The organism is uncultured Maricaulis sp. (assembly GCF_963975345.1).
Lineage (GTDB): Bacteria > Pseudomonadota > Alphaproteobacteria > Caulobacterales > Maricaulaceae > Maricaulis.
Window position 1 is genome coordinate 18,589 of the sequence record NZ_CAXBGE010000011.1, and the last position, 20,485, is coordinate 39,073.

A 20,485-nucleotide genomic window follows, 5' to 3' on the forward strand; every position below is an offset into this window, starting at 1 on the left:
CGGTCCCGTCGGGATGGGTGTTCTAGGCGACGGTGCCGCCGAGGGCGACTGCCATGGCGCCGAACGCGCCAGCGAGGAAGAGGACGTTGATGACGGCATTGATGGTGGTGGAGAGGCGGTTCATGATAAAATTCCATTTGTTCTTGGTGAGCCGGGCCCTCCCGGTTCACGCCTTGGTAAATAAGGGGTTAGCCATGTTTCACAACCTCCATTACACCAAGTCAGCTATGCAGAACTGCATACATGTGGATTTATAGTATGAATTTTTGGAAAGGTTGGGTGTGGTCCATGGCTTTCTTGCGGTTTGCGTCGAGATGAATGGCGCGGCGGCGACCGTGCCGGCTTGAGGGGGCCCGCAGGCCGGGTAGGGCAATCCCGTTGCGATCCCGCAGGATCGGCCGGTTGGTGAAAACCTGACGCACCCTTGCCAATGTGGCCCGCACAGCCTATCGAGCCGCGATGCAAAACATTCTTCTCATCGGCACCGGCGGGGCGCTGGGTGCCATCTCCCGGCACCTGATCGGACGTGCGGCGCTGAAATGGCTGGGGCCGGATCAGCCCTGGGGCACATTTGCGGTCAATATCGCTGGTGGTCTGATGATGGGCCTGCTGATCGGCTGGCTGGTGGCGACCGATCGCGGTGATCACCATTTGATACGTACATTCGGCGCGGTCGGCTTTCTCGGCGGCTTCACCACATTCTCGGCCTACTCCCTCGATATCGCCCTGATGATCGAACGCAAGGCGTGGCTCAATGCCTTTGCCTATGCGGCGGGCTCGGTAATTCTGGCGCTGGCGGCGCTGATGATTGGCATGATGATCATGCGGAAAGTTTATCCATGAGTGGCGTTCAATTACTGACGGTCGACCAGGGCGAGGATGGCTCGCGGCTGGATCGCTGGTTCAAGCGCCGCTTTCCGCATGTCGGCCAAGGCCTGATCCAGAAGCTGTGTCGCAAGGGTGATATTCGCGTCGATGGCCGCCGCGCCAAGACCGATCTGCGCGTCGAGATGGGGATGGAAATCCGCGTCCCGCCTCTGCCCGAGCCCGGTGAGGTCGAGAAGATCGATGTCCTCACCCCGGAAGAGATTCATTATGTGCGCGGCCTGGTCATCTATGAGGATGACGAGCTGATCGCCTTCAACAAGCCCTCCGGCCTCGCCGTGCAGGGCGGTTCGAAAACCACCAAGCATCTCGATCGCCTGCTCGACGCTTTCGGTGAGGGCATGACGCGGCCGCGTCTGGTGCACCGGCTCGACAAGGACACCTCCGGCGTTCTCGTTGTCGGCCGCACCCCCAAGGCAACCGCCCGACTGGCCAAGGCTTTCCAGCAACACCGCACCAAGAAGACCTATTGGGCGATTGCGATTGGCGTTCCCAAGCCACGCATGGGCGAGATCAAGGGCTTCCTCAAGAAGGCCGCCGGCGCGGGCGGCGATCCAGACCGTGAATTGATGGTCGGCGCCTCGCACGGCGATCCGGGCTCCCACCACGCCCTCACGCGCTACACGGTGATCGCCGATGCCGGCCAGAAAGCCAGCTGGGTTGCTCTGCGTCCGGTGACGGGTCGGACGCACCAGCTTCGCGTCCACCTCGCCGCCATGGGCACTGCCATTCTCGGCGACCGCAAATACACCTGCGACCGTCCGGCCCCGGAAGATCTCGGCCAGCGGCTATGTCTGCACGCGCGCCGGCTGGAGATCCCGCGCGATAATGGCAATCCGCTGGTGATCGAGGCCGACCTGCCCAAGCCGCTGGCCAAAGTCTTCGACACGCTCGGCTTCAACCCGCGCGAGATTGACGAGGCCGAGATCGAGGACCAGCTGGCCTGATGTCAGCCTTGAAACTCGCCATCTGGGATATTGACGGCACACTCGTCGATAGCCGCGTTGTGATCCAGCAAGCCATGGAGCGCGCCTTCAAGCGTGCCGGGCTGGGCGAGATCGCCTATGAGCGCACCCGCACGATTGTCGGGCTGGAGCTGACCGAGGCGGTAACCCGTCTGGCCCCGGCTGACTATCCGGCCGAGCGAATGCCGCAGCTGGCGGAGTTTTACAAACAGGCCTTTGTCCAGATGCGCGGTGAGCCGGGCTTTTCCGAACCGCTCTATGAGGGCGCCCGCGAGACGCTGGAGAAGCTGCGCGATGAGGGTTGGCTGCTTGGCGTGGCCACCGGCAAGCCACGGCGCGGCCTCGATGCCGTGTTTGAGCATCACGGTCTGCACCGCTATTTCGACACTTTCCAGACCGTCGATCACGGCCCCGGCAAGCCGCATCCACGAATGGTGCTCGACGCCATCAGGGAGACCGGCACCGAAGCCGCTCATGTAGTGATGATCGGCGATACCGGTTTCGACATGGCGATGGGCCGCAATGCCGGTGTCCATACGCTTGGCGTGAGCTGGGGCTTTCACACCGCCGACGAGATTACCGAAGGCGGCGCCCACGAAGTACACCATGATTTCGAGACATTGGGCCAGGCGCTCGACGCCTTTGCCGCCCGCAGCCCCGAGAGTGCCTTATGAGCGAGTATGAGACCAAGCCGGGTGTGCGCATGCCCAAGCCGGAAGATAATCGGCCCAAGCGCTTTTACACCGCTGTTAGCGTCGCCGAGGGTGAGGGTGGTTGGTTGGTTCAGCTCGATGGCCGTTCGGTCAAGACGCCGGCCAAAAAGCTATTGCAGGTACCAACTCGCGCCTTGGCCGAATTGCTGGCCGCCGAGTGGGATGCCCAGGGCGAGCGGATCGATGCGCCGGCCATGCCGGCCAACCGGCTATGTTTTGTCGCGATTGATCTGATGGGTGACGCCCACGGCGCTACCGTCGCCGAAGTGACGCGCTATGCCTCCACCGATCAACTCTGCTTTCGTGCCCCGGATCCGTCCGATCTCGTCGCAGCGCAGGCGGCGGCTTGGGATCCGATGCTGGACTGGGCCAAGCGTGATCTCGGCGTTGAGCTGCGCTCGGGCACCGGCGTGCTGCCAATTGATCAGGATGCAGCGGCGCTACAGACTGTCCATGCCCGCGCTGCGACGCTCGATGTCTGGCGTCTGACGGCGCTGGCACATGCGACGGCGGTGTGCAGTTCCGCCGTGCTCGGCTTTGCCCTGCTTGAGGGGAAACGGGGCGGCGAAGAAGTATTTGCGCTCTCGGTGATCGATGAAGCTTATCAGGCCGCCCATTGGGGCCAGGACGAGGAAGCGACCCAACGGCTCGACCTGCTCAAGACCGAACTGATCGCCGCCGAGCGCCTGCTGCGCGCATTGGACGCGTCGTGATAGCTTGAAGGCGGCGGGCGGCACGCTAATGTGTCGCCAGGGCACAAGTGGAAGATATCAACATGGCTGAGATGAGCACGACACCTGGCGGCAAGACCGGTCCGGGCGGTATTCTGGACTTTGCCGCCTTGCGCGCGGCCGAGCTGCGCACCGAGCCCTATAATTATTTTGTCGCGCCGGGCACGCTGAGCGAGACCGAGGCGGGCGAAATCCGCCGCGATTACCCGCCAATCAACAAGCCGGGCTATCTGCCGCTGTCGAAGCTGGAGGCCCACGGCACGTTTGATCAGTTGATGCAGGACCTCAATTCGCCCGACCTGGCGCAATTGATGACCGACAAGTTCGGTGTCGATTTCACCGACAAGCCGCGCATGATCACCGTGCGCAAGATCTCCCAGCTTTCCGACGGTCCGATCCATAATGACTCGAAGTCGAAAATCCTGACCATGCTGACCTATCTCAATGCGGAATGGGACGGCACCGGGGCCGGGTGTATCCGCGTGCTCAACGGGCCGACCGATTTTGACGATTTCACCGAGGAAGTGCCGCCCCTGGCTGGCTATGTCTTCGCCTTCCTGCGCGCGGACAATTCCTGGCACGGCCATCTGCCGTTCGAGGGCGAGCGCTATGTCGTGCAGACGACGTTCCTGACCTCGCAGGAAGAGCTCGACCGCAAGGAAAACCGCGGTGGACTGCAATATTTCCTCAAAAAGCTGAACCCGTTTCAATAGGTCCGCCCGGAGCAGGGCCTGCGGAGGTGTGGCATGGTACTGATGCTGGTAGCGCATGATCCGGGCTGGGCTGCGCGGTATCAGGATGAGGCGGGCCATATCCAGTCCGCGCTCGGAGTGAATGCCGTGGCGCTGCACCATATCGGCAGCACGGCCATTCCCAACATCCTGGCCAAGCCGGTGATCGACATGCTGGCCGGGGTGACCCGGATTGAGGCGGTCGATGACTGTACCGATGCGATGGCCCGCGTGGGGTATGAGGCCAAGGGCGAATTTGGTCTGGCCGGGCGGCGATATTTTCGCAAGACGGATGGTCGCGGCCAACGTACGCATCACCTGCATGTTTACGACCATGAGAGCCCGGACTTCCAGCGGCATCTGGCATTTCGGGATTATCTGCGGGCCTTTCCCGAGCACGCCAGGCGGTACAGCGTTTTGAAGGCGGGGTTGTTGGCCGATCCCGATATCGGGCGTCAGGATTACCAGACCGCCAAGGGGCCGCTTGTCGCTGAACTCCAGCAGCAGGCCTTGGCCTGGGTCAAGGCCTGACAGGCAAAACCCGGTCATAGAAAGCGCTGATGATCAATTGGCCGTGATGGCCCGTAGCCAGCGCGGCGCGAATTCCAGCCGTCCGTCATCGAGCCGTTTCCACACCAGAAATCCGGCGGTGATGACGGCCAGTTCGCCGAGCTCCTGGAAGACATGGTGGCAGAGCAGCACGGCGCTCAGCACCAACAACGCTTTCAGGGCGAGAAAACCCGGGGCCCGCTCGGCCGGCTGCAGGATCAGCCGCAGGTTGGCGGCGATCAGTAGCAGGACCAGACCGGCGGCGAAATAGATCGCCTCCATCACACCGGGCTGGATATAATTGTGCAGATTGATCTCAGACTGCAGATTGGTCTGGGCAATCGCCTCGGGCACGGCGAGGCCGAACCAATGCTGGCCCCAGCTGACTTCCTCCCCAAACCCCGCCACCAGCACAAGGCTGAGCGCAACCATCATGACGGGGCCGAAATGTCCGGCGCGTGGTTTACCCGCCATCAAACGGCCCAGGAAAAGCACGGCCGGGAAAATCATCACGGTGACGGTCAGGTTCTCGACCAAACCACCATCGCCGACTTCAGGCCGGAAAACGCCGGCCAGGGGCGTGAATGTGTGGACGACATTGAGGATAGCCAGGGCAGTCAAGCTGATCGCAACAACGCTGTCATAGCGCCACAGGCTCGATACCAGTCCGCCAAATCCAGCGGTTCGTGTCTGTGAAACCAGACCGCGCGCCAGGATAAGGGCGCCGATCAGCGCCATGACCAGAAGACCGGCGGCTTGCAGTGGCGATCCGATATCGCCGTCCGGGGACAAATAATCCATCTCGCGTCTCCGTCAGTTTGATGCCTTAAATGCCATAGGCGGCAGCGAGGGTGTCGAGGCGGTGCAGGGCTTTGCCGGGCCAGCGCGCCATGCGGCCGATCGGCAGGCTGCGGGCGAATGTGTCAATGCCTGTACTGGCCGACATCAGACAGGCTGCCATCGATGGTCGCACGATGCGTCCATTGGCAACGTCGAATGAGGCATTGGCCAGCTTGCGTTTGAAGTCGACATCGCCGGGTCCGAGATGAATCGTGTCGATGCCGGCAGCCGCCATCTCACGCGCCATTTCGAGGAAGAGCAGCAGGCCGGGGCCAAAATGTGCGTATTGCGGCCAGAAGACCGGAAACCAGTAGTGCAGGACCGATTCGGACCGCATGCCGAAATGGGCCGCGGCCAGCTGGCCATTGATTTCGAGCGTCGACAGGCAGCCGCGCAATTGCGGCGTCTGGTGCTCGAACAGATCCTGGATCAGATCGCGGGCCGATTTGGCGATGAAAACATCAAAGGCGTGAGTCCGCCGGTATTGCTCACGCTTGTTGGCGAAAGTTGCAGCCAGCGCTTCCGGGCGGCGATCATCGAGGCGATAGGTGATTTCCAGACCAGACTCACTGAGTTTTCGCTGGCGCGCCCGGATATTGCGCATCGCCTTGGCGTCGGCGAGGCGTCTGTTTTCGAGCCAGGCGTCGTAGCCTTGGCTCAGGTCAATCGCCCAAGATGGTTCAATTTGTGACGCTTCGGCGGCGAATGTGGCCTGACTGGCCAGCGCGCCCTCGAAGGAAAATACCGAAGCGCGACTGCTGCGGAGCGCGGCGGCGAGGTCGAGACTGTTATCATCGCTGACCAGCCCGTTATGGTCACCCAACGGGCCGCCCAGTGGCCGGGCAACACCCCAGTTCGACATTTGCATTGGCAGAAGCCCGACCGTGCGGCCCTTGCGTGTCAGCACAAGCGCTTGAGTGTCACGCCGCCGGTCGGCAATCAGATCAGCGAATTCGAGCGCGAAATAGGGCGAGGCCAGAGTCGGGTTTTCTGCGCGCATGCCGCGCCAGGCGGAACGCTGTGCCGTCGTCAGTCCCGCGAGCGGGACCATTTCTGTCGTGATGACGCTGGCTGCCATGACCGGCTTTCAATTGCGATAGTTGGGGAAAATGCAAGAATCGCACCGGTGCGGACGGGCCCGTCATTGATCCGGCAGCAGGTCGATTGATTGCCCTTGCGCTGCGACCTCTGCTATCGATCAGGATTGATTGATGCGGAAGGATTGGCGTCCATGAAGGATGTGCTCGAACAACTCATCGAAAAGCGGGCTGGCGCCCGTGCTGGTGGCGGTCCCCGGCGGGTCGAGAACCAGCATGCCAAGGGCAAGCTGAGCGCGCGCGAGCGGGTCGAATTGCTGCTCGATGACGGCTCGTTCGAAGAGTGGGACATGTTCGTCGAGCATCGCTGCGTTGATTTCGGCATGGCCGACAAGAAGATCCCCGGCGATGGCGTCGTCACCGGCCATGGCACGATCAATGGCCGCCTGATCTATGTTTTCTCCAAGGATTTCACGGTGTTCGGCGGCTCGCTCTCCGAGACCCACGCCCAGAAAATCGTCAAGATCCAAAAAGCCGCCCTGCAAAACGGCGCCCCGATCATCGGCATTTTCGATGCCGGCGGTGCGCGCATCCAGGAGGGGGTCGCCTCGCTCGCCGGCTATGCCGACATCTTCCTTCAGAACACGCTGGCCTCCGGCGTCGTGCCGCAAATCTCCATGATCATGGGGCCTTGCGCCGGCGGTGATGTTTATTCGCCGGCCATCACCGACTTCATCTTCATGGTGAAGGACACCTCCTACATGTATGTTACCGGGCCGGATGTGGTCAAAACGGTGACCAATGAAACCGTCACCCATGAAGAGCTCGGCGGCGCCTCGATCCATGCCAAGAAATCCGGTGTCGCCGATGGCGCCTTCGAAAATGATCTCGAAGCCCTGGTCCAGCTTCGCCGTCTGATCGATTTTCTGCCTCTGTCCAATCGCGACAAGCCGCCGCTGCGGCCGAGCTTCGACGATCCCGACCGGATCGATGCCAGTCTCGACACCCTGGTGCCGGCCAATCCCAACAAGCCCTATGACATCAAGGAATTGATTTCCAAGGTCGCCGATGAGGGTGATTTCTTCGAGATCGCGCCGGACTATGCCGCCAATATCGTCACCGGCTTTGGCCGTCTCGATGGCCAGCCGGTCGGCTTCGTCGCCAATCAGCCGATGCGCCTGGCCGGGGTGCTCGACAGCGACGCCTCGCGCAAGGCCGGCCGTTTCGTGCGCTTTTGCGATGCCTTCGGCATCCCGATCATCACCTTCGTCGACGTGCCCGGCTTCCTGCCCGGCACCAAGCAGGAATATGGCGGCCTGATCAAGCACGGCGCCAAACTCCTCTTCGCCTATGCCGAAGCCACGGTCCCCAAACTCACCGTCATCACCCGCAAGGCCTATGGCGGCGCCTATGATGTGATGAGCTCGAAACATCTGCGCGGCGACATCAATTACGCCTGGCCCACCGCCCAGATCGCCGTGATGGGCGCCAAGGGCGCCGCCGAAATCATCCACCGCGCTGATCTGGGCGACGCCGAAAAAATGGCCGGCCATGTCGAAGAATACGAAACCCGCTTCGCCAACCCGTTTATCGCTGCCGGCCGGGGATATATCGACGACGTGATCTCGCCGCACTCAACGCGCAAACGGTTGATCGCCGCGCTGCGGACGCTGAAGAACAAGCAGCTCGAGAACCCGTGGAAAAAGCACGATAATATTCCGCTTTAGGGGGTGTCGCAGCTCATCCTCGTCATCCTGACGCAAGTCAGGACCTCGACGCGACAGGTGCGGAGCCTGAAATATCGAGGTCCTGACTTGCGTCAGGATGACGAGAGACTTTTTACGGTGTGCGGTGGCTTGGCTCAACGCCACTCTGGCGCCCTCTCGGCAAGGGTTTTATGGATCGCTCCCCGGCTTGGCCGGGCAGGGCGCAACGCTCCCCCCTGGAACGTCATCAGAACGTCATCCCAGCGCAGGCTGGGATCCAGTCTCGTGAGGTGGTGACGTCTGGAGGCTTGCGCCCATTCTGCTGCAGGTCTGCGTGTGAATCTGGGTCCCAGTCTGCGCTGGGATGACGGTGATTATTGGCGTGACTACTTCTCCTGCCACCCACCTTCAACCCCCCAAACATCTGTCATCCCCGCCGGATGGCCCGACTTGATCGGGCCGCAGAGCGGGGACCCAGACGCTCCGGCTTCAGCGGGCTACTGTCGCGGCCCGGGGCCGGTGCGGAACGGGTGATACGGGGCTGGCGTTGCGCGGCTTGCGAAAACCTGTCGGGCGTCTGGGTCCCTGATCTGCGCCCCGCTTTTGCGGGGCATCCGTCAGGGATGACAACGTATTGTGGGTAAAGGGAGATGGGCGTCAGCCACCTCAATAATGATACCGCGCCTGCACCACCTGCACCCGCGTAGGCTCTCCGGTCACGCGGTAGATCAGCCGGTGCTGGCTATCGATGCGGCGTGACCACCAGCCGGCGAGTTCGCCGCGCAGGGGTTCTGGTTTGCCGAGGCCTTCGAAGGGCGTGCGCCGGGTCGCCTCGATCAGTTTGAGGGCGCGTTTGAGCAGTCTGGCGTCATGGGCGGCGAACCAGGTCAGGTCTTCGATGGCCTCAGGACGCAATTCGACATTCATCCCTGCGGCTCACCGAGCCAATTGGCGAAATCGCCCGGGGCTTCGGCCATGCCCCGCAATTGCTCCGGGGTGAGGGTGCGGGTCTGGCCGGATTCGGCTTCGGCGATGCTGGCGCGCAGACGTTTGGCATTGGCGGGGCTGGAGAGCAGGTAATTCGTCTCCTGGATCGCCTCCCATTCCGACAGCGCAATCATCACCACCGGCTCGCCGCCTTGGCGCGTGATGATGGCCGGCAGTTTGTCAGCGGTGACACGCTCCATCAGGGCCTTCAGGCTGGCGCGGGCCTGGGAGAAGGAGAGGATATTGGCGAGTTTGGTCATGTGGTAATTGTACAGAAATTTGTACAATGTTCAAGCGCTGCGCTCGAAAAAGGGGACAGGTATATTTAACGCGCCGCCATTCCGTTTCGCCAGTAATGCCACTACGGCGCGGGCGCGTTAAATATACCTGTCCCCTTTTTTGCGGGCTATTCCGCCCGAACCGCCTTCGCCAGCATCGCCCCATAACTCGGCGCACTCGATCCCTCATAGCCCTCAAAATAGCCGCGCTCGCTGAGCAGGCGGTTCAGCTTGGGCAGGTTGTAGGGCGGGATGGCGGCGAAGAGGTGGTGTTCGAGATGGAAATTGACGTAATTCGGAGCCACCAGGGCGCGTTCAATCCAGTTGGCGTGGGTGGTGTGGGTGTTGTTGCGCGGCTCGGTGTCGAGACGGTTGATGGCAACGCCGTGCTCGCCGATATGGCGCAGGCGCATCACGGCGGGGAAAATGGCGATACGTGCGGCCCACCACAGCCCGATCGCCCACAGGGCGCCGGCGGCGTAGAGGGCGATGATCATCACCAGCTGGAAGGCGAGGAAGGGAAGTTTTTCGGCCAGGACCGGAGCTTTCCACGATGCGACCAACTCGCGCAGGCCGGTCTGGCCGGTCAGGTCGCGGATGAATTTGCGGCGCAGGCTGGCGCGCGTGACCGGGTAGTCCTTGACCAGACCCTTGTCAGGATCCTTCTCGGTGCCGGCATATTTGTGGTGATCGAAATGATAGGCGCGATAGGCCAGGAAGGGCGCATCAATCGCGGCGCCGCCAATCCACTTGCCGACGAATTCATTGAGCGCGCGGCTGTGGAAGAGGGAGCGGTGGGCACAATCATGCATCACGATGGCGAAGGCGAGCTGGCGTCCGCCGAGCAGGGCGATGGCGATCAGCACGGTGACGGGATTGGTCCAGACGATGGCCAGCGCGTAGGCGGCGATGACCAGCGCGAAATCACCGCCCAGCATGAGGGCTCCCTGCCAGTCGGTCGCCCGCGACAGGGTGCGCAATTCCTCGCGCGACAGGCAGTCGGACAGGTTGGACGTCATGGCAATTCCTCCGCGTTCAGTATCGCGCAATCCGCTGCGCGCGGCTAGAGCGCTCGGCTTCGCCGCCGCGCGGTCAGCCCAGCCCCGATTGACGGGTGACAAGTTTTTGAATTGCGCCGACTATGCGCGATCTGGGTGGGGCGTGGCGAGCAAAGCGTGATGGCGTTGAAATTTGTCGATCGACGCGGCGTCTTGGCCGGATTCGCGGCCATGGCGCTGATGACGGGGGCCTCGCCGGCACAAAGGCGGTCCGGCAAGGCGATCGTGATCGGGGCTGGCGCGGCGGGACTGGTCTGCGCCCGCGACATGGCGCGCGCCGGGATGGACGTTGTTGTGCTTGAAGCCCAGACGCGCATTGGCGGCCGCCTCAAGACCAGCCGGCAATGGAGCGATTTGCCGGTCGAGCTGGGCGCGTCCTGGATCCATGGTGTCACCGGCAATACGGCGGCCAGCGCGGCGCGGAGTGCCGGGTTGGTGCTGCACCCGACTGACTATGACAATCGCGCCGTCTACCAGGCCGGCACCGGCCTGCTTGGCCGCCAGGCCCTGGCCCGGCTGGAAGTCGTTGAGCAAAGGCTGGAGCGTCATATGGAAAACGCTCCGGGCGAGTCGCTAACGCGTGCCTGCCGCAGCCGGCCGCGCGGAACCGTTGCCAATCGGATGGCGCGCCAGGTCAGTCTCGATGCCGCCAGCGCAAGCCAGCACCAGCGGGCCCAATTTGCGATCAATTCCATCGTCGAGCATGAATTTGGCGCCGATTTCGAACAGCTATCGCGCTGTTTCTGGACCGAGGGCGATGATTTGCGCGGCGGCGATGGGCTGGTCACCGGCGGGCTGGATTTGATGGCGCAACATCTCGCCTTGGGGCTGGATATCCGGCTCGGGCAGCGCGTTGAGCGCATCGAATATCGCGGCAGCGGCGTCGCTGTCACTACGGCAGCTGGTGTCGAGAGCGCCGATGTCGTGGTCGTGACTGTGCCGCTCGGTGTGTTGCAGGCCGGTCGCATCCGCTTCGAGCCGGGTCTGCCCTCGGCCAAGACGGCGGCGATCGCGGCGCTCGGCTCGGGTCTGCTCAATAAGTGCGTGTTGAAATATGATGCGGTCAGCTGGCCGCGAAATATCGAGATCTTCAACCGGCTGGCCGATGCGCGCGGTGAGTGGAGCGAATTCGTCAATCTGGCCGCTTATAGCCAGGGCCCGGCAATCATGGCCTTCAATGCCGGCACTTTCGCGCGCGAGCTGGAGGGTGCCAGCGACCGCACCACGGGCCGGCTGGCGAGCGAGGCGCTGCGCTCGATGTTCGGGTCCAGCTTTCCTGAACCGGTCGCCGTGCAGGTGACGCGCTGGGCTCGCGACGAGCAGGCGCTGGGCAGCTATTCTTTCCCGACCGAGCAGACCCGGGCCGATACGCGTATCCGTCTTCTTGACGCGGTCGATAACCGGGTCTTTTTCGCCGGCGAGGCGACCTCGACCAATGCGCCCGGCACGGTGCATGGCGCGATGCGCTCAGGCCGCGCGGCGGCGATTGCGGTGGTGGAACGCTAACGCGTTCTCCGAATCCGCCAGAACTTCAGACGGTCAAAGTTTCAGGAGGGACAACCGATTATGAAAGCCTATCTTATACTCGACCTTGCGGTTCACGATTTCGGCCGGTTTCGTGAATACATCGAGCGCGTGCCGGCATTTCTGGAGAAGCATGGCGCGCGCTATATCGTGCAGGGTGCCGAAGCGACACCCATGGAGGGTGATTGGCACCCGGAGCGCATAGTCGTGCTTGAATTCCCCGCGCGGGAGAGTGCGAAAGAATTTCTGAGTGATCCGGACTATCAGGAATTGCTCGAAATCCGGTTGCAAACCACTACGGTGAAGATGGTCCTGGTCGACGGTTGTTTCTAGGCCGGTTTGCGCTTGGGCCAGGCGCGCCCGCCGATCAGGCCAGCCAGAACAGCCCAGATCGGTAGTGTCGCCAACAGTCCGGCCTGGCCTTCAAACATCGCGGCCGTGGCGAACAGCACCACGATGATCGCTCCGTCTCGCACCCGGCGCCGTTCGAGCGGCTCGCTATTGGCATCGCAGACGCTGGTCACCGGCGGGCAGGTGAGGATGAAAACGAAGCTCAGCACGGTCAGGATCAACGCCGCCAGACTCCAGCCGGGATCGATGGTGCCGAGCGGCTGCACGATCAGTGCGCCCCAATCGCCGCCGCGCTGGACGACGGCGAACATCGAAAAACCGGTCGCGAAGGCGGCGAAGACGAGATTGAGGGTCCGTTTGCGATCATGCAGCAGGTCAACGGCCATCGCGAAGCCGGCGACCACGCCCATCGCCCAATAGCCATCCACGAAGACGGCCAAGCCAGCCAACACGGTAACAATAGCAAGATCAGTCAGCTTGGCCGCCTGTCCGACTGTGCGTACCACGACGCGCGTCGCCATCAGGGCCAGCGTCAGCACCCACAGGGCCGGGGCCCAGCCCAGCGCGATGGCGATAACGGTCAGCGCCATGGCGATGAAAGCGGCCTCATTGCGGTCCGGATCAACTTCGCGGCCCAGAGCCCAGACGAGAAAGGCGGCCAGTAATCCGCTCAACCCGGTCGAGGCGGCATCGGCCAAACCGGCATCGTGCAGGAAGACGGCGGCGCCGCCGAGGCCAAGGCCAATCAGCGGCAGCAGGATCAAGACCGCGCGATTGGTCGGGTATTGCGGTTCGAGCGGACGCATGATCGAGGACAGGCGATAAATCGGTTTGGTCATGGCTGGTTCCTCGAATCCCTTGCGCCGATCATGGCTCATATCGTGCGCAAGGAGTAGAACTGTGTTGTGATTTCACCAACATCCGCCTCTAGTGGCGGCAAGGGCGGCCCGCCGGGACGACCGGCTGCGAGGGGTAGACATGATCTGGGCACTGCTGGTCTCCTTTCTGATCTGCTCGGTCACTGTGATCACGCATATGGTCGGCCTGGTGTTGTTGATGGCCTTCATGCGCGCGCGCTCCGGCGGGATCAGGCCACACCAGAATGTGCTGCGCCAGACCGGTTTCATCATGCTGATCGTGTTCGGCCTGTTCGCGATCCATGCCGTCGAGATCTGGTCCTATTCGCTGCTCTACCTGGCGCTGGGCGAGTTTTCGACGCTGGAATCGGCGCTGTATTTCGCCACCAGCACCTTCACGACGCTGGGCTATGGCGATGTCTTGCTGTCGCAGCAATGGCGTCTGGTCGGGGCGATCGAGGGCTTTAACGGGTTTTTGCTGATCGGCTGGTCGACGGCTTTTCTGGTCACGGTGATCGGCAGATTGCGCGCGATCGAGTTCGATTGGCTTGATCATCATCGCGACGGTGACTGACCGCTTACACACCATGGCTTGCGGGCAGGGCGCGAGCCACGCTAAACCGGATCACCGACCGGGCGTCCGCCCGCTTTGCCTGGGGCTGCAATGTTCAAGAAAATCCTGATTGCCAATCGCGGTGAAATTGCCGTGCGGGTCATCAAGACCTGCCAGCGTCTGGGCATTGCCACCGTGGCTGTCTATTCAGAAGCCGATGCGGCGAGTCTGGCCGTAGAGATGGCCGATGAGGCCGTCTATATCGGACCGCCCGCGCCGGGCGAAAGCTATTTGCGGCTCGAGAAAATCCTCGATGCGGTCAAGCAGACCGGCGCCGATGCCGTGCATCCCGGCTTCGGCTTCCTGTCGGAGAATGCCGCTTTCCCGATCGCGCTCGAGAAGATCGGCGTCGCCTGGATCGGGCCCAATGTGCATGCGATCGAAGCGATGGGCGACAAGATCCGCTCCAAACAGCTCGCGGCCAAGGCCGGCGTTTCAACCATTCCCGGCGCCGATGGCGAGATCGCCGATGCCGATACGGCTGTCGCGGCGGCCAAGGCCATCGGTTATCCGGTGATGCTCAAGGCTTCGGCAGGCGGCGGCGGCAAGGGCATGCGCATTGCGCGCAATGAAGTCGAGACGCGCGAAGGCTTTGCCGCGGCACGCAATGAAGCCAAGACCGCCTTTGGCGATGATCGCATCCTGATCGAGAAATTCATCGAGGAACCGCGCCATATCGAGATCCAGGTGCTCGGCGACAAGCACGGCCATGTGATCCACCTCAATGAACGCGAATGTTCGATCCAGCGCCGTAACCAGAAAGTCCTCGAAGAGGCACCTTCGCCCTTCATCGACGCCAAGACCCGCGCCGCGATGGGCGAGCAGGCTGTCGCGCTCTCGGCGGCTGTCGATTATGACAGCGCTGGCACGGTGGAATTCATCGTCGACAAGGACCGCAAATTCTACTTCCTCGAAATGAATACGCGGCTGCAGGTCGAGCATCCGGTGACCGAGATGACCGTGCAGCTCGATCTGGTCGAGCAGATGATCCGCTCTGCCGCCGGCCTGCCGCTCGAACTGACCCAGCGCGACGTCAAGATCAAGGGCTGGGCCGTCGAGGCACGGCTTTACGCCGAAGATCCCTATCGCGGCTTTCTGCCCTCGATCGGGCGCCTGAAACGCTTTGTCGAGCCGAAAGCCGGCCCGCTCGGCGAGGGTGAATTGCGCATTGATGCCGGGGTGAGGGAAGGCGATGAAATCTCGCTCTTCTATGACCCGATGATCGCGAAGGTGATCGGCTATGGCAAAACCCGCGAGATCGCCATCGACACGCTGGCAGCGGCACTGGACCGGCTACATGTCGAAGGGCTGCAGTCGAATGCGCCCTTCCTGTCGGCGGTGCTCGATGAGGCCGATTTCCGCGCCGGACGGATCCATACCGGCTATATCGACCAGCATTTCCCCGACGGTTTCCATGGCACCGCGCCACGCGAAGACCAGCTGACCTGGATGGTCTGCGCCGCTGCTTTCGTACACGAGACCTTCGTGCGCCGAGCCGCCCAGATCGAAGGCCGGATCACGCCGCCGCCGGGGCCGGGACCGCGCGAATGGGTCGTGCTGATGGATGGCCGCCGCTTCCCGGTCGAGATTGAACTGGGCGAGCCGGGCGAAGCGCGGGTCTGGGCCCCGACACTGGCGGAAAAGCAATTTGAGTTGAAGACGAGCTGGCGTGCCGGCTCGCATCTGTTCGATGCCGAGATCAATGGCACAGCCTTCGGGCTGGAATTCTCCGACCGCACAGAAGGCTATCGCATGCGCCATCGTGGCTATGCGGCCGTGGCGCTGGTCTGTTCGGCGCGCTCGGCCGAGCTGCACACCCTGTTGCCGGAAAAGCCAAAGGCCGACACCTCCAAACTGGTCCTCAGCCCGATGCCGGGCCTGGTGGTCTCGATCGCGGTTGCGGCCGGCCAAGCGGTCAAGGGCGGCGAGATACTGCTCGTCGTCGAAGCGATGAAGATGGAAAACGTCATCCGGGCCGAACGCGACGGGGTGATCAAGTCCGTCAACGTTTCGCCAAGCGCCTCGGTGGCGGCCGACGAGTTGATGATCGAATTCGAATAGCGCGGCTGCGCCCGGCATATTTCGCCCAAAACTTGAATCCGGCTTCACAAGTTCGCGCATTAGGCTAGGCTTTCCCGCTTCAATCGGGGAGGACGCCATGAACGCTCAGGACTTTATTCTCGATCCCAAGGATGCAAAGCGCATCCTGATCGGCTCAAGCGGCAAGCTCGGCCCGATGGATTTCGCCCAAGGGCTTGCAGCCATCGTCGCGGCATCGCTCGTGCTCAGCCTGCTTTCGCTTTTCCCTGGGATGGGCATGCTGGTGGGCCTGCTCAACCTCGTCGTTGGACTGGCGCTGGCCTATGCGTGGGTCTGTATCTTTTCCAAGCGTTTTCACGATGCCGGCCAATCCGGCTGGATGACGGTCGCGGCCATCGTGGTCGCAATCCTGATCTCGACCGTCGTGGTCCTGATCCTGTCGCCCGTGTTCGGCGGCATGGATTATGGCAATATGGCCGGCACGCGCTCGATGGGGGCGGGACAGGTGTTCCGGAACATGATCGTCAGCGTGATCACCAACGGCGCGCTGGGCTATTACATGTTCAAGCTGAAACCGGTTCTGCTCTGAGCCTGGCGCGACCTATGGCGCATCTGACCGGTTGACCGCTGAGCGGATCGACGGATAGGTGCGGGCTTGTCTAGAGATGTCTGGCCCGTCGATGAATCCGCTTGTGCTCTTCCTGCCCGTCTATCGCGCTTCGGTGACGGCCTATCTGCTCGGCCTTGTCCTGTTGGCCACGCTGGATGCGATGCGGATGCAGTTTGGCCTCATCCTGATACCTTCGGGTATTGCCCTGATTGCGGTCTGGTTTGCCCGCATGCGCCGACCTGTGGCGTCGCCGGTCCAGCACACACTTTGAGGCTTTACGCCGCCGCGTCCGGAACTAGCACCGGCGGCGATGCCCGGCTCGCAGGGCCGAACACCTGGTTGAAGGCGAGGTGTAGCGCTGCGTCGAAATCATCCATCGAAGCGCGAACGCCCAGATCGGCCAGACTGGTGACGCCATAAAGCGGGTTGGAGATGCCGCACGGCGTGATGCCGCTGAAATGCGTGAGATCGGGTGCGACATTGAACGCAATGCCGTGGAAGGATATCCAGCGGCGCAAGCGCACACCGATCGCGGCGATCTTGTCTTCGCGGGCATCACCGCGCTCAACCCAGACGCCAACACGGCCTTCGCGTGTGCCGGCTGTGACACCGAACGCGGCGGCGCTCTCGATCAACCAGCGCTCCAGATTGCAGACAAATTTGCGGGCATCGCGGCCGCGCTTGGTCAGGTCGAGCATGACATAGGCCACGCGCTGGCCGGGCCCGTGATAGGTGTATTCGCCGCCGCGACCGGTGGTGTGGACCGGAAAGCGGTCGGGCATCAGCAGATCGCCAGACTTGGACGAAGTGCCGGCGGTGTAGAGCGGCGGGTGTTCGAGCAGCCAGACCAGCTCATTCGCTTCGCCGGCGAGAATGGCGGCAACGCGCGCCTCCATAACCGCGACAGCGTCGGCATAACCGACCGGTTTTTCTGACACGGCCCAATCGACGCGAGATGCTGTATTTTCCATGCGTCTTAACCCCGCTGAAACCGGTTCGGTCAAACATCATCATTCCCGCGAGAAATCGCAAGTCCAGGAGTGTGTATCCGTGAGCCAACTTGGCGCCGTTCAGATCGAGATTGCCGTCCTGCTGGGACGCTCGAAAATGCCGATCCAGCAATTTCTGCGGATGGGTCGCGGCGCTGTCATCCCGCTCGATAGCGGCGAAGACGACCAGGTTTGGATCCTCGCGAACAATCATCCCATCGCGCGCGGCGACGTCGTGCTGCAGGGCGATCGCATCTCGATCACCATTACCGGGGTCGCCGATGCCAATGAATTCTTCGCAGCTGCGTAAGCTGCCGCATTAGACACTTCACAAGAGGAGGGGATGTTGCTATCTCCGCGCCTCTTCCACGTGCGGTCGTGGCGGAATTGGTAGACGCGCAGCGTTGAGGTCGCTGTGGGGTAAAACCCGTGGAAGTTCGAGTCTTCTCGACCGCACCATTTTTCTCGATATTGCCTGCATAAATACGGCGCGGAGGGCTTGGCCTCTCTCGCCTTTGCGGCGCTTGCGTCCTAGTGTGCCGGTGAATCAATCAGCCAGCGCACGGAGGCCCCCCATGAGCGACACCGCTTTTGAAGACGACCTCTATCGCGAAAGCACCGCGCGGGCCGACACCGATCCTGAATTTGTTGCTGAACTTCGCCAGGCGATTTCCGATCTCGATGCGGATCTGATCCGGCGACTGCTGTCACCCTTGCATGCTGCCGACATTGCCGACGTGCTGGAGCAGCTCTCGGCTGGCCAGCAGGGTATCCTCGCCGAGCTGACGCCCGATATTTTCTCCGGTGATGTCCTCGCCGAGATGGACCCTGGCACACGCGAAGTGGTGATGGATTATCTCCATCCTTCGCATCTGGCCGCAGCGATTGCCGAACTCGACAGCGATGACGCCACCGAGGTGGTCGAAGAACTCAACGAAGTCCGGCGCGCCGCCGTGCTGGCGGAAATTTCTGACATTAATCGTGAGGCCGTCGAATCCAGCCTGGCCTTTGACGACGAGACCGCCGGCCGCCTGATGCAGCGCGAATTCGTTGCGGCTCCGGATTTCTGGACCATCGGCCACGCGATCGATCACATGCGCGAATCCGCTGATGATTTGCCCGACAAATTCCACGATCTGTTTGTCGTCGATACCGGCTTTCGCCCGGTCGGGGAAATTCCGGTCTGCCGGCTGCTCAGCGCCCAGCGCGATGTCCATCTGACCGACATCATGGAACCGCCGCGCATTCTGGTGGAGCCGGAAACCGACCAGGAAGAAGTCGCCTATCTGTTCCAGAAATATCACCTGGTCTCGGCACCTGTGGTCGACAGTGCCGGGCGTCTGACCGGTATGCTGACCCTGGAAGACATGGTCGACGTCATCCAGGACGAGAACAAGGAAGACATGCTGGCTCTGGCCGGCGTGAATGAGGCGGGCCTCGCCGACACCGTCCTGCGTTCGGTGCGCTCCCGTGCGCCTTGGCTGCTCGTGAATCTGTTTACGGCGATCCTCGCCTCCGGCGTGATTTCAATGTTTGAAGGCGCGCTGGAGCGGATCGTGGCACTTGCTGTGCTGATGCCGATCGTGGCCTCGATGGGCGGCAATGCCGGGACCCAGACCCTGGCGGTTGCCGTGCGGGCGATCGCCGAACGCGACCTGACGGCGGCCAATGCGATGCGTGTCGTTTGGCGGGAATTGGCGACGGGCACGATCAATGGCGTGATTTTCGCGCTGCTGATTTCGACGGTGACACTGCTCTGGTTCCGCGATTGGGAGCTTTCGGCGGTGATCGGCATCGCTATGATCGTCAACCTTTCCCTGGCAGGCCTGTCGGGCATTTTGATCCCGCTCGGCCTGGTGCGCGCCGGGGCCGACCCTGCGGTCGCCTCATCGGTATTTGTCACCACCGTGACCGATGTCGTAGGCTTCCTGGCGTTCCTGGGGCTGGCGACAATCGTCCTGTTGTGATGATATCAAGCCGGGTGCCGGGTGAAATATTGGTGGTGGAATGGTGCATCTGATCAAATTGATGTCTCTCGTCGTGCTGTTGTGGACGCCAGCGGCGGCCGCGCAGGGTCATTGGGAATCGGCGGCCCGGCTCGATGTCGCGCGCGCCGGTCTCGCCGTTACTGTGCTCGATGGCCGGCTCTATGCAGCGGGCGGCGCTGGTTTGACGGCGCCGCGCGCCGAATTCGAAGTCTTCGATCCGGAAATCGATCGCTGGATGCCCGAGACCTCGCTGCCGCGCGGGCTCGAGCGCTTTGGCATGGCGGCCATTAATGGCCGGATCTATGCCGCTGGCGGCTATGCGGCCGGCGAGCTGGGAGTCGAGCCCACCGCGCTGATGTGGTCATGGTCGACCGAGGGGCGCATCTGGCAGAGCGAAATTGCCATGCCCGGTCCGAAGGCCGATTTTGCGATGCTGGCCGTGGATGATCGCCTGTACGCAATTGGCGGCACGCGCGACGATAACAGCATTTATGTGTTCGACCCTGAGGGGTTGAGCTGGGAGACGCTCGAAATTCCCGACGATGTCACCCGTCGAGGCTCGGCTGTCGTGGGCCTGGATGGCCGCATCTATGTCATTGGTGGCTCCCTGCGCGGTGAATTGTCGGCGCAGGTCGATATTTATGATCTGGCGACTAATGCCTGGAGCCGCGGCCCTGATCTGCCTGGCGCCAGCACCGGGATCGCCGCCGTCGTACATAATTCACGCATCCATGTGCTCGGTGGTACTGGTGTTGAGGGCGAGCAGCGGCTGACTTTGCGCCGGCACGCCTCCTGGCAACCCGGCGAGACGGCTTGGCGCAGTGAAGCCGATCTTCCCACCCCTCGCACAGCTGCCGACGCGGCTGTTCTCAATGGCAGTATCTATCTGATTGGTGGCGGCAGTGGCGGCGGATTCTTTGCGCCCTTCACGGCGATGGATGCCACCGATGTCTTTTTCGACGAGGCCAGTTGAGCCGCCCGGCATCGGGCTTGCAGTTGCTGTGAGATGATGCAGTGACGGGTCTCGAAACAG

General features: G+C 62.3%; 23 protein-coding genes and 1 tRNA gene. 17 read left to right on the forward strand and 7 right to left on the reverse strand.

What is annotated here, in order from left to right:
• The first annotated feature begins 459 nt into the window (after window positions 1-459).
• The 6 genes from crcB (at window position 460) to AAC029_RS12310 (ending at window position 4,556) form a co-directional block, all read left to right on the forward strand.
• Window positions 460-843 carry a fluoride efflux transporter CrcB gene (gene crcB, locus AAC029_RS12285; protein ID WP_339748188.1) on the forward strand — a complete coding sequence of 128 codons (384 nt, stop codon included), beginning with the start codon at window positions 460-462 and terminating at the stop codon, window positions 841-843.
• Window positions 840-1,832, forward strand: coding sequence for an RluA family pseudouridine synthase (locus tag AAC029_RS12290; protein ID WP_339748190.1), 993 nt, complete (start codon window positions 840-842; stop codon window positions 1,830-1,832). Before crcB ends, AAC029_RS12290 begins: the two co-directional genes overlap by 4 nt.
• Entirely contained in the window at window positions 1,832-2,524 is a 693-nt protein-coding gene (locus AAC029_RS12295; RefSeq protein WP_339748192.1) for an HAD-IA family hydrolase, read from the forward strand. The genes AAC029_RS12290 and AAC029_RS12295 overlap by 1 nt, the downstream gene beginning before the upstream one ends.
• A complete protein-coding gene (locus AAC029_RS12300; RefSeq protein WP_339748194.1) occupies window positions 2,521-3,276 on the forward strand; it encodes an ATP12 family protein in 756 nt (251 codons plus the stop codon). The genes AAC029_RS12295 and AAC029_RS12300 overlap by 4 nt, the downstream gene beginning before the upstream one ends.
• Before the next feature lie 62 nt (window positions 3,277-3,338).
• The gene (locus tag AAC029_RS12305) at window positions 3,339-4,007 is read left to right on the forward strand and encodes a 2OG-Fe(II) oxygenase (RefSeq protein WP_339748196.1); all 669 of its coding nucleotides are present in this window, start codon (window positions 3,339-3,341) and stop codon (window positions 4,005-4,007) included.
• 33 nt (window positions 4,008-4,040) lie between these two features.
• Window positions 4,041-4,556 (forward strand): GrpB family protein, encoded by a 516-nt coding sequence (locus AAC029_RS12310; protein ID WP_339748198.1) that lies wholly within the window; start codon window positions 4,041-4,043, stop codon window positions 4,554-4,556.
• A 33-nt stretch (window positions 4,557-4,589) separates the two neighbouring features.
• Here the strand turns inward: AAC029_RS12310 and AAC029_RS12315 are convergent, their stop codons facing one another.
• Window positions 4,590-5,375 (reverse strand): hypothetical protein, encoded by a 786-nt coding sequence (locus AAC029_RS12315; RefSeq protein ID WP_339748200.1) that lies wholly within the window; start codon window positions 5,373-5,375, stop codon window positions 4,590-4,592.
• Between the two features lie 25 nt (window positions 5,376-5,400).
• Window positions 5,401-6,492, reverse strand: a complete 1,092-nt coding sequence (locus AAC029_RS12320; protein ID WP_339748202.1) for a GNAT family N-acetyltransferase — start codon at window positions 6,490-6,492, stop codon at window positions 5,401-5,403.
• 153 nt (window positions 6,493-6,645) lie between these two features.
• On the opposite strand from AAC029_RS12320, the gene AAC029_RS12325 reads away from it, so the two are divergent.
• Window positions 6,646-8,178 carry an acyl-CoA carboxylase subunit beta gene (locus AAC029_RS12325; RefSeq protein WP_339748204.1) on the forward strand — a complete coding sequence of 511 codons (1,533 nt, stop codon included), beginning with the start codon at window positions 6,646-6,648 and terminating at the stop codon, window positions 8,176-8,178.
• Between the two features lie 645 nt (window positions 8,179-8,823).
• On the opposite strand, the gene AAC029_RS12330 is transcribed toward AAC029_RS12325, so the two are convergent.
• The 3 genes from AAC029_RS12330 to AAC029_RS12340 all read right to left on the reverse strand — a co-directional run bounded on the left by AAC029_RS12330 (window position 8,824) and on the right by AAC029_RS12340 (window position 10,441).
• Window positions 8,824-9,084 (reverse strand): Txe/YoeB family addiction module toxin, encoded by a 261-nt coding sequence (locus AAC029_RS12330; protein ID WP_339748206.1) that lies wholly within the window; start codon window positions 9,082-9,084, stop codon window positions 8,824-8,826.
• The gene (locus tag AAC029_RS12335; RefSeq protein WP_339748208.1) at window positions 9,081-9,404 is read right to left on the reverse strand and encodes a type II toxin-antitoxin system prevent-host-death family antitoxin; all 324 of its coding nucleotides are present in this window, start codon (window positions 9,402-9,404) and stop codon (window positions 9,081-9,083) included. The genes AAC029_RS12330 and AAC029_RS12335 overlap by 4 nt, the downstream gene beginning before the upstream one ends.
• 146 nt (window positions 9,405-9,550) lie before the next feature.
• Window positions 9,551-10,441, reverse strand: coding sequence for a fatty acid desaturase family protein (locus AAC029_RS12340; RefSeq protein WP_339748210.1), 891 nt, complete (start codon window positions 10,439-10,441; stop codon window positions 9,551-9,553).
• A gap of 159 nt (window positions 10,442-10,600) precedes the next feature.
• Here AAC029_RS12340 and AAC029_RS12345 point away from each other — a divergent pair, with 159 nt between their 5' ends.
• Both AAC029_RS12345 and AAC029_RS12350 read left to right on the forward strand, forming a co-directional pair.
• Window positions 10,601-11,986 carry an FAD-dependent oxidoreductase gene (locus AAC029_RS12345; RefSeq protein ID WP_339748212.1) on the forward strand — a complete coding sequence of 462 codons (1,386 nt, stop codon included), beginning with the start codon at window positions 10,601-10,603 and terminating at the stop codon, window positions 11,984-11,986.
• Window positions 11,987-12,046: 60 nt separating this feature from the next.
• The gene (locus tag AAC029_RS12350) at window positions 12,047-12,337 is read left to right on the forward strand and encodes a DUF1330 domain-containing protein (protein ID WP_339748214.1); all 291 of its coding nucleotides are present in this window, start codon (window positions 12,047-12,049) and stop codon (window positions 12,335-12,337) included.
• Here AAC029_RS12350 and AAC029_RS12355 read toward each other — a convergent pair.
• The gene (locus tag AAC029_RS12355; protein ID WP_339748216.1) at window positions 12,334-13,194 is read right to left on the reverse strand and encodes a hypothetical protein; all 861 of its coding nucleotides are present in this window, start codon (window positions 13,192-13,194) and stop codon (window positions 12,334-12,336) included. The two genes, AAC029_RS12350 and AAC029_RS12355, sit on opposite strands and share 4 nt — an antisense overlap.
• 139 nt (window positions 13,195-13,333) lie before the next feature.
• Here AAC029_RS12355 and AAC029_RS12360 point away from each other — a divergent pair, with 139 nt between their 5' ends.
• The 4 genes from AAC029_RS12360 to AAC029_RS12375 all read left to right on the forward strand — a co-directional run bounded on the left by AAC029_RS12360 (window position 13,334) and on the right by AAC029_RS12375 (window position 16,746).
• A complete protein-coding gene (locus tag AAC029_RS12360) occupies window positions 13,334-13,786 on the forward strand; it encodes a potassium channel family protein (RefSeq protein WP_339748218.1) in 453 nt (150 codons plus the stop codon).
• A 90-nt stretch (window positions 13,787-13,876) separates the two neighbouring features.
• Window positions 13,877-15,886 (forward strand): acetyl/propionyl/methylcrotonyl-CoA carboxylase subunit alpha, encoded by a 2,010-nt coding sequence (locus tag AAC029_RS12365; protein ID WP_339748220.1) that lies wholly within the window; start codon window positions 13,877-13,879, stop codon window positions 15,884-15,886.
• Between the two features lie 97 nt (window positions 15,887-15,983).
• On the forward strand, window positions 15,984-16,454 hold the full coding sequence (locus AAC029_RS12370; protein WP_339748222.1) for a DUF805 domain-containing protein: 471 nt from the start codon (window positions 15,984-15,986) through the stop codon (window positions 16,452-16,454).
• 91 nt (window positions 16,455-16,545) lie between these two features.
• The gene (locus tag AAC029_RS12375; protein ID WP_339748224.1) at window positions 16,546-16,746 is read left to right on the forward strand and encodes a hypothetical protein; all 201 of its coding nucleotides are present in this window, start codon (window positions 16,546-16,548) and stop codon (window positions 16,744-16,746) included.
• Between the two features lie 4 nt (window positions 16,747-16,750).
• Here AAC029_RS12375 and lipB read toward each other — a convergent pair whose 3' ends face one another.
• Window positions 16,751-17,446 carry a lipoyl(octanoyl) transferase LipB gene (lipB, locus tag AAC029_RS12380; protein ID WP_339748226.1) on the reverse strand — a complete coding sequence of 232 codons (696 nt, stop codon included), beginning with the start codon at window positions 17,444-17,446 and terminating at the stop codon, window positions 16,751-16,753.
• A 79-nt stretch (window positions 17,447-17,525) separates the two neighbouring features.
• Here lipB and AAC029_RS12385 point away from each other — a divergent pair, with 79 nt between their 5' ends.
• From AAC029_RS12385 to AAC029_RS12400, 4 genes are all read left to right on the forward strand, one after another.
• The gene (locus AAC029_RS12385; RefSeq protein WP_339748228.1) at window positions 17,526-17,774 is read left to right on the forward strand and encodes a FliM/FliN family flagellar motor switch protein; all 249 of its coding nucleotides are present in this window, start codon (window positions 17,526-17,528) and stop codon (window positions 17,772-17,774) included.
• Between the two features lie 62 nt (window positions 17,775-17,836).
• Window positions 17,837-17,923: transfer RNA gene (locus tag AAC029_RS12390), tRNA-Leu, on the forward strand.
• Window positions 17,924-18,039: 116 nt separating this feature from the next.
• On the forward strand, window positions 18,040-19,431 hold the full coding sequence (gene mgtE / locus AAC029_RS12395) for a magnesium transporter (protein WP_339748230.1): 1,392 nt from the start codon (window positions 18,040-18,042) through the stop codon (window positions 19,429-19,431).
• A 40-nt stretch (window positions 19,432-19,471) separates the two neighbouring features.
• On the forward strand, window positions 19,472-20,425 hold the full coding sequence (locus AAC029_RS12400) for a kelch repeat-containing protein (RefSeq protein ID WP_339748232.1): 954 nt from the start codon (window positions 19,472-19,474) through the stop codon (window positions 20,423-20,425).
• Window positions 20,426-20,485 lie beyond the last annotated feature (60 nt).